Here is an 11046-nt window from a genome sequence, read left to right as displayed (position 1 = left end):
CAATGAGATACTATCTTACAAAAAAACTGTGGCCTTTCCTAACCAATTAGGCAATACCATGGATGATAACAACAAAAGAATGCCAACTAATAAATATTGGAAAACATGAAGCATACGGATAAATAGCTCTTTTAATATCATAGAGTGTACCCTTTATTGCCAATGTTGATTAACCACCAAAATAAAATTAACAGTTAAAATATAGCAGCTTATTTCGTTTGTCAGGTACCTATAATGACATCTATTCCACAACGATATAATGGTTTAATACTAGCACTATAACTATCTATAGGTAAAAAATAGTAATCAGATTGTTCTGCTATAATTAAAAGTGACCTTTTGTAACTTATAACTTCACACTAAAAGGAAGAAAATATGTTGAAAAAAATTAGTTTCCTCATCTGCTCATTAGCAGTTGCTTTCACATTAACTGCCTGTAACACCACTAAAGGTGTTGGTGAAGACATAGAGGCGGGAGGAGAGGCAATACAAAGAGCGGCGCAGTAAAGCCTATCTTCTTACCTAAAACACTAGAGGATATATTTATTTTTAATCTTCTAGTGTTTACTTATTCATTTAACGAAGCTCAAATTTTTATTTTCTTTTCTATATTGATTTACACTTAATTCATGTGATAACTCTTTAAAACACTTATACTGACAGTGTATTCAACTATTACTTCATTTTATTTTGCCCGATACTTTGGACATTTTTATTTTTCTACAATTGAAAAAGTTATCTACAGTAAATTGATAGCTACATAAATTTAATGTAAATTATCGTAAATCAATGTACAAGCTAAACTGGGATAACTTAAATGTGTTATTTAAGAAAAACACTACTCATATGCTCCTTACTTTCTTTATGCGGCTGTATTTCAAGCACTAATATTTATGACGATACAAAGGACGATACTGTGAATAATGCGGTGCTTATTACAGGAGGAGGAAACTGGTCTTTTGTCAAAGATATTAACGCATCGACTTATCAAAAAAATAAAGATAAATTCAAGGGGATTTACGAAAAGTCCTCCATCCCAGAAACTACTATGTTTAATAATGTTATTGATATTTCTTTATTTTCTCGCGCTTGGGATTTTGAACCCACTGATGGTAGTCGGCCACCAGTAAAGCTAGAAATGCAAAGAGACGTCCTAATTATCCCCCCAGGTTCCTATAAAATAAGAACAGACTGTATAACACTAACCCCTCCTGGAGGTGGGTATTATTCAAGCCATAATCATACCCAATCCTTCAAAGCAAATACATATTATGCACTAACTTGTAATTATGTTGCTCCAGGCCCAATAATTAAATCATCTATTGAAGAATTAAAATAAACTATTAATAACAGTTAAAATCGAAGCAATAATTATTTACTTCTTTCTGCTTCGATTTTCTATATTATTTTTATTACCAGTTAATCTTGTAGACATTCAGTATTTATATAACTCTGTAATCCTTTAATCATTTGTTTGGACTCTGCAATCCGCGTTCTGAGTAACCAATAATTTCCGACAGCGGAGTCAGTAGGTCTGGCGGTTGTTCCATCATCCAAGCCGGTGGCGATAGTGCCTTCGGCGTTTTTACAACTGGCTTTGTGATTGGTTATTTTTTGTAATAAAAAACCCGCCGTAGCGGGTCATTCGTAAAAAAATAGGACGTACAATACTGGTATAAGTATCATTACTGTTATAACTGTGAATATTATGAACATTAACCGTTCTTCTGAATCAATTTGCTTTGACGTTAATTCAGGCTTTGAGCTTTGCTCCATCATCACCTGTTTGTTTTGAATTGATTCTGCCTTTATATGCTTACCTCTGTCATACGTGGATAATATTATTACCGGCAAAACTAGAAGTATCACTATAAAGGCTATGACAATTACGAATGTAATTAAGGCTGTTCCGCTATATCCATCCATAGAACACCAGACGCTAATAATTTGTTGCTGATTAGTGTATCAATTTAGGTTTAGTATACAAGAATAAAAAGGCCGCTGAGCGACCTATTACGATACTACGTCTTGTAACTCGGGAATTTTTATTTGAATTTCATGTTTAAGTTGAGTTAATTTTGATTCCATAGTCACTTTTTCCCTACCACCCCCCATCTATTCATTATTCTTTCTGCTGTACTCACTCGGCGCTTCTTACTTTGATATTCAAACTCTAGTAAGTTAGCCTTCGCGAACATATCTAGGTGACCAAAAACAATTGAACAAAATGTCTGATAGACCTTAACCTCAAAAGCCGCGGAGAGCCATGCCGCATAACGCAAAGCTATCAGTTCATGCGCCCAAGTCCCCCTATCATTACCACCATGATTTGTAATAAGTATTTGATTTTGCTTCAAGGTGTCTTTTAGTACCTTGGTGACTTCCTCTACAAATTCCCTAACCCCATCAGCTTTTAGGGACTGGCTTGGTTTTTGCCATTTTTTAGCCAACTTCCCTGCCACGGCAGCTTTATGCAGGTCATTCAGATTATAGGTTCCGTTTTCACTCCCCTTTACGTGGGTATCCTCAATAATTATTGTTGGATAATGTATCTTCCCATGGAATGGAAGAACCTTCGCCCATCGGAACGCGCATGTATTTTTTAACCGCTTGTGCAATTGGCATTCGGCGAGGCGCTTTCAATAATGCGGATACATCCTTTCTTACTGTTGCTGCCGAGGCGTAATTTATGGTCACTCTTCTTCATCCTCCGCATCGAGTACTTCAAATGCCAATATATCTCTTAGCTCATCCACAACCTTTTGGGCTTCTGTTATTTGATCGGCTTTCCAACCTTTATCACGTTCGAGTTTATCTGGCCACGTATCCAGAACTTGTGATATGGCCTTTATAATAACGGCCATTTCTCGATGAACCTCGGAGACGGGGACTAATTGCTTGAGTGTTGTTTCAAGCTTGATCCTTTCATTTTCAGATTGGTACCAATCCTTTCTGTCTTTCGGAAACATAACAGCCGGATTTTGGATAGCATCGCCGCTTGCCTCTGGTTCAGCGCCAAAAAGTATTGGTCCCACATCACGTAAAGCATAAACAGGATTACCCCGAACGGTATTTGCTATGGGGGTATTAGCATCAAGCAACCGCTTTTTAACTGTGCCACGATTTAAGCCGAAAGCTTCAGCAATCTTAGCCACGCTCCAGTTGTAGGCGTCCCCCAGATTGCTGACGTTGGACATTGACACCTCACTCTGTCAGGTGAAAACTGATATTTTTATTGATTATCAGATAGATATAACACATTGAGGTGACAACTCCATGTTGAAATTGTCACCTCAATATCGATATTATCAAGTTAAATCAGAGAGTTGGATTACCTGCTGCTGACAGCATGAAAATTTGAAAATGAGCCGTTTCCCGCGTGGTCGCCGCCCCGTGGAGAGGGTACCCCCTCGGGAGTACCTTTTGACTTATCCATAAAATTAATCAATCTGATGAATTTAAGGTTTCTTTGAGTACAAAAAAACCACCAGCTTTTAACTGATGACTATTTAGAATATTCTTCTAGATGAATTTATATAACTACGTGGTACCAAGTGACCACCAGAATTAAATAAAATCAAATCCTAAATATTCTAATAAGAGAAAATACGGAAATTATAAGCACTGCAGATAAAGTAAGAACCAGCCAATAATCCAGAGTAAGATCAAATTTCAGCCACGTATATATGGCATTTACAATATAGACAACCATTGCTATTGATATACCAATAAAGAACAACAAAAAGTGTTTATATGTGACTATTGATTTTACTTGGTGTCGAATCATAACCACGCAAATAAATAGGACTAGTATAAAAATCACAGAATTACTCATATCACTACTCTAAAAATATTAATTAAATACAGTATAAATGCTCTCAATAAAATGACTCCAGTTTTCTGCTCCTATCTCGAACAAAAAAGCCACCAGTAATTAGCTGATGGCTATGACTTGATGAAAATGGATATCTAACTTATCCCCAAGTGCCCATTACAACTTTTAATAATTCAAGTTGACCACTTTCAGTTGTTTTAAATATATTAATTGGATAAGGATTCCCATGTGGACGGGACGGTGGTTGCTCTTTAATTCCCTCTGGAAACGTTTCAAAGTCTTCACCTTCATAATAAACAGAAAAACGCTTGCGTGTACCATCATGCCACCCAACAACAACAACGGAATCTTTGCCCACTTTTAATTCGCTAACTGGAAACTCAGATAACAATGAAGATTTATGCCCGGTAGAAACTGTTGATTGTTGTCCGCCAAAAAAAGCAGTAAATTCATCTGAGCCCTCACCGCCAATATAAGAATTATCCCCTAAAATTACAGCTTTCTTAAAAGGCCATTCAGAGACAATAGCGGAGTTATTACCTGTAGCAATACCAGTGCTACCGAAAAATAAATCGCCCATAACAGCCCCCTCTCCTGTAGTAATACCAAGAGAGTTACTTCCAGTCACTTGCAAAAGGGTTTTATCACCAGTCCCAATTAAGATTGCATTTTCCACAGCAGGAACGCCATCAACATATTCTGGTTCATCAGAGTCTATAAGGTCAAATCCTAATCCTAATTTAGCCCCTTTTCCAGAAACAAATGATACAGAACCAGATGACGCCTCAACAACGCAATTCTCACCTGTTGCAATAAAAAGTGAGTCCTTACCATTTCTGATGCTGTTTCCATCAGCATCTTCAACCATGCCTTCATTATCAAGTATTTTTACGTTATTACCCGTATGGATAATTTCTGCATTATCACCAATGCATTTGATAGTTTGGTTATCAAGCGTAAAAATACCTTTCTTAGTCTCACCACTGATTACCAAAGCTTCACTATCTTTTTGATCTGACATAAATACCACCTCTATTAGTTAATGTGACATACTGTATATACATACAGCATATACCTAATATAGATGATTGCAATAAGAGTAATTATGTTTGTTTAGAATCATTACTAATTCGAATTAAAATGCCAACAGACTAATTATAATTAGAATTAAAATCCAATAAATATCAAATAAAATAAAAATAATAGAACTTTAAATTGTAATGTTAGGCGTGTTTTAATTATTAACACGCAAGATAAATTCACTAACTCAGTGTTTTATTACAAATTTAGTTACAAGCCACACATCGTTAATAGATAAAAATAAATTATATTTATCTTGCTATATAGGTTAAATTACTTAAGTTTATTTAATATCAAAGCTGTGTAGTAACTAAATCTCTTCTGTCATTGGTTACCTTCTACTATTTTTTGTACATCACATAAATTCATACCGGTACGAATGGTGATACCTGTATCTAAATGAATCTCAGTGCCGCGAATACCATTAAAACTAATGCCTTCGAAATGAGTAATACGCCCCAATACCACAACAGTACTTGAATTGTAGCCGGGGCCATAAGGTGCAAAGCTATATGTTTTCATTGCGCTAGCCTTTTTATTTCAATCTCTCGAATGGCTTTCTTGTCTAAGTTGCACTTTGCTATTGAATTCATAGCGTCAGCCAGTAGTTGCGGCATATCTTTCCAGTCCATCTGCTCTGGTATATCAGGCTGAGGACAATCAGCGGTTAGTTGTGCCGGTATCGGTGGCGACTGAACGGGTATTAATTTCGGCGGCGTATTTCCGCAACTCACTAACAACATCATCGGGAACAGCAGTATTAGCGCACTCATTGTCTTTGAGCACTGTTTTGATAACAGTCTTAACTTTGACATGTTCTGAGTCCTCTAATTGCTTTGCTTTGATGTTGTCGAGTGAGACTTGATAATGAATAGTGATAGCGGATTGGGTTACTTTGCTTAGTAGCTTGCTTGCTGACAGCTGACTAGATAAAAGTTCATTCTCTTTACTTAGATTGCTAGCTTTTCCCATTGCAAGCCAATACATAAAACCAAGAGCAATAGCGACCACAACTAAAAGCTTTTCTGTTGCGCTCACAACAACGCTGAATGCTTGGCATGGCGTACCACCGACTAACACATCTGGAGCTATCACTTCACTGGCGTTTAACTTGTCAGTGATAACTGTCATATCGCCGAGGTTATGCGGCAGATGTGTGGAGGTATTTACTGTGACACGTACAAAAACATTGAAAACTTGGGCTGAAGAAGAATTTGAGGCTCCAGTGCCAACCTATCAAACGCTAATACGTTACGCAAAAAACGGCATGATATCACCCCAGCCATTCAAGGCTGGTCGCTGTTGGCGAGTCGACACAAATGCACGATTTATTGGTATGAACACCAAACCAACAATCAAGCACAATGACGATCCGCGATTATTGAGGATATTAGAGGATGGCTCGTCCGCGTAAATACAATATCAACATACCCGGTTTATCTTGTTATATCGACGCCAGAACAAAAAAGGTGTACTGGCGTTATAAGCACCCTATAACTGGTAAATTTCATGGATTAGGTACAGATGAAAGCGCGGCAAAAGAAATTGCAATAGAAGCAAATTCTCGCCTTGCTGAAGCCAAAATGAATCAATTAATAAAAGCTAAAGATGAAATTAGTCGTAAATTAAAAAAAGGAATCACCGTTCATTCATGGCTAGATCAGTTCTTAAAGATACAAAAAGAGCGGATCGAATATGGTGAAATAAAGCTTAATACATATAAGCAAAAAATAGCACCAGTAGAAGCATTCCGGCAAGCCTGCGGCAATCAAGTTCTATCAGAAATTGACGTTAGAGATATCGCCTCATTATTAGAAGAATATAAAGAGCGCGGTCAAACTCGAATGGCTCAAGTAGTTAGAATGGTTTTAGTTGATGTATTTAAAGAGGCTCAGCATGCAGGAGAAGTTCCTCCGGGATATAACCCTGCGCAAGCAACAAAATTACCAATGAACCGAATTAAACGTCAGCGACTAGATTTTGATGAATGGCTTGTGATCTTTAATGAAGCTGAAAAAACCCAACGCTATTTACAAAATGCGATGCTACTAGCCGTCATTACTGGCCAACGTTTAGGGGATATTGCCAAAATGCGGTTTGATGATATCTGGGATGACCATCTACATATTATTCAAGAGAAAACTGGTTCTAAAATTGCCATTCCTCTTTCGCTGCACTGCGAAAAGTTGGAGTACTCATTAAGAGATATAATTGCTCGATGCCGAGACCTAATAGTTAGCCCTTATATTCTTCATTACCACCATACTACCTCGCAAGCAAAAAGAGGTGGTCAAGTTACAGGGAATGCAATAACAACCCTATTTCAAAGAATCAGAGATCAAACTGATTTGAAGTGGGAAGATGGAACACCACCAAGTTTTCACGAACAACGTTCTTTATCAGAAAGGTTATATAGAGAGCAAGGCATCGATACTAAAACTTTATTAGGCCATAAGAGCCAAGCAATGACAGATAAATATCATGACGACCGAGGGAAAAACTGGCAGGTTTTAGCTATAAAGTAGTGTTCATTTTGTAGCCCGTTTTGCAGAAGAGTTTTGCAGGAGTTTTGCAGAAGAATTTTTCAAGGCAAAATAAAACGGGAGTTTTTAGGCTCCCGTTATTAATCACACCACGTAATAAATTACATGTGTTTAATCATTGCGTCGCCAAATTCGCTACATTTCAGTAGTTTAGCGCCTTCTAATTGACGCTCGAAATCGTAAGTTACAGTTTTAGCCGCGATTGCGCCTTCCATACCTTTAACGATTAAGTCAGCTGCTTCAACCCAGCCCATGTGACGTAGCAGTATATAGGTGCTTAAATTATATCTTATTGATAAAATTGATATTATTGATAATTTTTTCACTTGAACACAGTGAGAAGCGTGTTTTATAAGCCCTTGATTACACAAAATATTAGCTTAGTTTTGATAACCGCTATTTTGTGACCATCCATACAAATAACGGCATTTAGGCTCAATACGTCTACTCTGTGTTGAGTCACATAATCAATAGCTAGCACACTCGCGCACATTCCTTTAAAATCAATCAGTAACGAACTAATGAAAAATAAAAGCTAGCACAAATATGCACTAGCTAGCATAACTTATGCCCCATACATGCCCCATAGATTAAGGCTGGTTATTTTCAGGGAGATCGCGCTCTGCCGCTTCCTGCTCTGCCCTTTCTGCTTCCTCAGCAATACGCTCAGCCTCTTCTTTCGCTAATCGTTCCGCTTCTATCTCTGCGAGTCTCTGTGCTTCAGCTTGCTTTTGATTGTAGAGTGAATCACTTGGCATATTGACACGAACATCAATCCAGTGACCATTGGGAATATCGCAAGGGGTGTAACTTTCGAGTTCGTTACCGTTTACGTCCATAAATTCAGGGTAGGTAATTAAACGGTTTAGAACGACAGGAGGCGGTAAGTCAGCGTGCTTTCTGTAATGTGTTTCAATAATAATGTCACCGTCCGCTTCGACTTTAAAATCAGCCCACACTAATGGCAGATTATTAATCCCATTCGGTATCACCAGTCCACCGTGATAACCACCCCATGATGCATCGGAATTCATACCAAGTGTGCCTTTGAGCTTATAGCGACCCGTGCTGAGTTTTTCTAATTCAACCCCCTCCGATTCCTCATTGAGTTCGATATGGTCTGCAAAAACTTTAATAATCGGAGATGCGGCTTTTAGGTTGCCGTTTGAGTCTTTAGTTGTGTTTGCTGTGGTGTAAAATTCTTTCCAAGAATTAACAACGTTGTTAGCTATTGACCTAAAGCCGACTCTTTCAGAGCCGGCTGCAAAATTAAGCTGATATCCATGTGTGCTGCTCGTAAAGCCAAACACATTTAATAAGTGATTATTAACACCTAAAAATGAATCGCCTTTATTCCCTTCTGCATAGGCAATAGAGTTAATTCTATAATCGGCAATTTTATCTGTTGTTATGTAGCTTGATGACGATTTACCGAAGCCATAGTCACCCACTTGCATTATCGTCCCGCTTGAATCAGGAAGTGAATGCTTACGCCATGGTGTTGATGTCCTTTTTGAGTTAAGCATGGCTTCTGCGCCATCGACGGATGTTGCTATTTGAATGTAACCTTCTGCTTGAGCTGCTTTTGCTTGAATAGTACCATCTCTAGCTGTAATCAAACCCGTAACATTTAGAGAACCACCGACTGTTCCACCCGTCTTATCAAACTTTCCATCTAGCTGCTTAAAAGGGCGGGAAACTTGTTTGATTGTTCCCATTTCTTGCGCAAATGCTTTGATAAAGTGCTTATTGGATGGGCCAACGGTAATTAATACGGAACCGTTTAATTTCTTACTATTCGTAGTGCTTATTTTTATGCTATCTCGCATATGGGCAGCTTGTGATGTTTCATCAAAACCTGCATTTCGCTTCATATCATCAAGTACAGGCTCCATCGCTTTTTTACCTGCATTGCGTAATATTTTTACCTTTATTTCCTCCTCTAACCGGCTTAACGCCTCACCTAAATCGCTTAAACCCGAAACCTTTGCACTTATTCTCATTCAGCATCCTCCGGGTAAGTGATAATGAAATCACGCATCACGCGCCAAATAACCCGTTTATCTGTTTGCTCCTCTCGATACTGCATAAAATTGCCACGCTGAACAGTTTGAACTGGATATTTGCTGCTCTTGCTGCTCTTGCTGCTCTTGCTGCTCTTGCTGCTCTTGCTGCTCTTCAGCGTGACCGTTTTCTACTTCAATTGCATAGCCTTTTTGAATTAATTCACGCCCATGCAGATCACCCGTTTCAATGATCTCGCCTTCAACAGCGACGTTATTACCGAAATAAATTGCACGTAATATTGTTAATTTCATATTGAACCCCAAAAGAAAAAGCGGCCATTGTGACCGCTCAGGTAGGTTACTCGCCAGATGTTGGCGCGGTGAAATCACCGTACACAAACGCCTCTGGACGTTTAACGGCTAACGCAAGGCGCTCTTCGCAACGAATTGAAATCATGTTCTTTTCAAAGTCGTCGGTGTTCTCAGTGGAGATCACTACATTGGTTTCTTCACGGTCAAACAGTTGAGCCCCGGCATTAAAGGCACCGGTTAAGAACTTACCTTGGAATGCCGCTGTTTCCGTCACCACAATCGGTAAGCCCCACAATGTTGGGCCTGTTAATGCGGATGGATTTGCTAGAATGTAGCGACCCAGTGAATCCTTAATCAGTTCAATCTTCGCCCAATCAATGAAGTGCAGAACGTGACCGGTTGCTGGGAAGCGAGCTAATTGCGCTTGCAGCATCGCTAAACGCAAATCATCAATGCCGTTTTGCTTATCGACAGCAAACTCCGCTTTGTACTTCGACGCTTGCGGGATAATACCGTGCAAATGCGCACCCGTGCCGTCCCCAAACAAAATTTCTTGCTCTTCCACAAACTTCAAGCCATAGCGCATTTCAGCATCCACTAACGACTGCAGTTGTGCAAAATCATCTAGAATTTGCTTAGAGGCTTTGAACATATGCGCAACGGTCGTCACTGCCGTGATTTTAGTGGCAAACTCAATGCTGCTGTAAGGCTTGGTGGTGTTTTCCGGTACCACTTTTGCCGCATTAGTAAAGCCGGTTTGTTGTACCCAGAAGATAGCCGATGAGGTTGTTTTACCCGGCGCAATCAAATCACGAATAAACAAACGTTGTGTTGGTGCGACATCAACGCCCGGCAAACGCTGAGGCTCAACAACACCTTGTGCCACATCAACCGAGGTCAGTGCCGCTTGTACTGCAACTGAAATGCATTTTCTTGATTGGATGCTAGAGTTGATATCTTTCAGTACATCGGCAGAGATCACTTGCTGACCGATAGACTTCGCGGTGTGAATCGCATTCTGCAGCGGCATTTGTGCGACGTGCTGCTCTAAATCACCCAGCGACGCTTTCAGCGTCTTTTCAGACTCACGCAGCGCATTCAATTCCGTTGCCATTTGGTCAACAGCAGCTTTCGTTTCGGTGCTCAAGCTGCCCACCTTTTGCGCTTCTTTTAAGGCTTCTTCAGCCTTAGCGTTAAAGTCACTGTTCGCTTTTTCAATTTTAGCGGATAGGTTTTTCAATAGTTCGTTTGTATCAGACATAATAGCTCC

The 11046-nt window shown here is 39.2% G+C and carries 14 protein-coding genes and 2 pseudogenes; 4 read left to right on the top strand and 12 right to left on the bottom strand.

From position 1 onward, the window contains the following. Positions 1 to 375 precede the first annotated feature (375 nt). Both ACTH6U_RS13500 and ACTH6U_RS13495 read left to right on the top strand, forming a co-directional pair. Positions 376 to 507 carry an entericidin A/B family lipoprotein gene (locus ACTH6U_RS13500; protein WP_048607741.1) on the top strand — a complete coding sequence of 44 codons (132 nt, stop codon included), beginning with the start codon at positions 376 to 378 and terminating at the stop codon, positions 505 to 507. Between the two features lie 409 nt (positions 508 to 916). Beyond that, positions 917 to 1339: a hypothetical protein gene (locus ACTH6U_RS13495; RefSeq protein WP_294105628.1), complete on the top strand. Its 423-nt coding sequence runs from the start codon at positions 917 to 919 to the stop codon at positions 1337 to 1339. Positions 1340 to 1419: 80 nt separating this feature from the next. Here the strand turns inward: ACTH6U_RS13495 and ACTH6U_RS13490 are convergent. From ACTH6U_RS13490 to ACTH6U_RS13455, 8 genes and pseudogenes are all read right to left on the bottom strand, one after another. Then, positions 1420 to 1539 (bottom strand): annotated as a pseudogene (locus ACTH6U_RS13490) (lysis protein); the annotation flags it as partial. Between the two features lie 551 nt (positions 1540 to 2090). After that, complete coding sequence (locus tag ACTH6U_RS13485) at positions 2091 to 2462, bottom strand: KilA-N domain-containing protein (protein ID WP_336429858.1); 372 nt, start codon at positions 2460 to 2462, stop codon at positions 2091 to 2093. 64 nt (positions 2463 to 2526) lie between these two features. Then, positions 2527 to 2697, bottom strand: a complete 171-nt coding sequence (locus tag ACTH6U_RS13480; protein WP_336429856.1) for a hypothetical protein — start codon at positions 2695 to 2697, stop codon at positions 2527 to 2529. Next, positions 2694 to 3197 carry a DUF1441 family protein gene (locus ACTH6U_RS13475; RefSeq protein WP_441830279.1) on the bottom strand — a complete coding sequence of 168 codons (504 nt, stop codon included), beginning with the start codon at positions 3195 to 3197 and terminating at the stop codon, positions 2694 to 2696. The genes ACTH6U_RS13480 and ACTH6U_RS13475 overlap by 4 nt, the downstream gene beginning before the upstream one ends. 777 nt (positions 3198 to 3974) lie before the next feature. Then, on the bottom strand, positions 3975 to 4856 hold the full coding sequence (locus ACTH6U_RS13470) for a hypothetical protein (RefSeq protein WP_294105622.1): 882 nt from the start codon (positions 4854 to 4856) through the stop codon (positions 3975 to 3977). Positions 4857 to 5239: 383 nt separating this feature from the next. Beyond that, positions 5240 to 5437, bottom strand: a complete 198-nt coding sequence (locus ACTH6U_RS13465) for a hypothetical protein (protein ID WP_336429853.1) — start codon at positions 5435 to 5437, stop codon at positions 5240 to 5242. Further along, positions 5434 to 5658, bottom strand: coding sequence for an Rz1-like lysis system protein LysC (lysC, locus tag ACTH6U_RS13460; protein WP_441832428.1), 225 nt, complete (start codon positions 5656 to 5658; stop codon positions 5434 to 5436). The genes ACTH6U_RS13465 and lysC overlap by 4 nt, the downstream gene beginning before the upstream one ends. Continuing rightward, on the bottom strand, positions 5576 to 6046 hold the full coding sequence (locus ACTH6U_RS13455; RefSeq protein WP_441832425.1) for a hypothetical protein: 471 nt from the start codon (positions 6044 to 6046) through the stop codon (positions 5576 to 5578). The genes lysC and ACTH6U_RS13455 overlap by 83 nt, the downstream gene beginning before the upstream one ends. 40 nt (positions 6047 to 6086) lie before the next feature. Here ACTH6U_RS13455 and ACTH6U_RS13450 point away from each other — a divergent pair, with 40 nt between their 5' ends. Next, positions 6087 to 6329, top strand: a complete 243-nt coding sequence (locus tag ACTH6U_RS13450; RefSeq protein WP_441832424.1) for an excisionase — start codon at positions 6087 to 6089, stop codon at positions 6327 to 6329. Then, the gene (locus ACTH6U_RS13445; protein WP_441832423.1) at positions 6313 to 7440 is read left to right on the top strand and encodes a phage integrase Arm DNA-binding domain-containing protein; all 1128 of its coding nucleotides are present in this window, start codon (positions 6313 to 6315) and stop codon (positions 7438 to 7440) included. Before ACTH6U_RS13450 ends, ACTH6U_RS13445 begins: the two co-directional genes overlap by 17 nt. A gap of 119 nt (positions 7441 to 7559) precedes the next feature. Here the strand turns inward: ACTH6U_RS13445 and ACTH6U_RS13440 are convergent. The 4 genes and pseudogenes from ACTH6U_RS13440 to ACTH6U_RS13425 all read right to left on the bottom strand — a co-directional run. Continuing rightward, positions 7560 to 7739 (bottom strand): annotated as a pseudogene (locus tag ACTH6U_RS13440) (isocitrate/isopropylmalate family dehydrogenase); the annotation flags it as partial. 309 nt (positions 7740 to 8048) lie between these two features. Continuing rightward, entirely contained in the window at positions 8049 to 9461 is a 1413-nt protein-coding gene (locus ACTH6U_RS13435) for an HK97-gp10 family putative phage morphogenesis protein (protein ID WP_441832422.1), read from the bottom strand. A gap of 57 nt (positions 9462 to 9518) precedes the next feature. Further along, complete coding sequence (locus ACTH6U_RS13430) at positions 9519 to 9776, bottom strand: hypothetical protein (protein ID WP_441832421.1); 258 nt, start codon at positions 9774 to 9776, stop codon at positions 9519 to 9521. 46 nt (positions 9777 to 9822) lie between these two features. Beyond that, the gene (locus ACTH6U_RS13425) at positions 9823 to 11037 is read right to left on the bottom strand and encodes a phage major capsid protein (RefSeq protein ID WP_441832420.1); all 1215 of its coding nucleotides are present in this window, start codon (positions 11035 to 11037) and stop codon (positions 9823 to 9825) included. Positions 11038 to 11046 lie beyond the last annotated feature (9 nt).

Origin of the sequence: Providencia sp. (assembly GCF_052096715.1) — a bacterium.
In the GTDB taxonomy this organism is placed as follows: Bacteria; Pseudomonadota; Gammaproteobacteria; order Enterobacterales; family Enterobacteriaceae; genus Providencia.
This window is presented reverse-complemented; position numbering and strand designations above follow the sequence as displayed.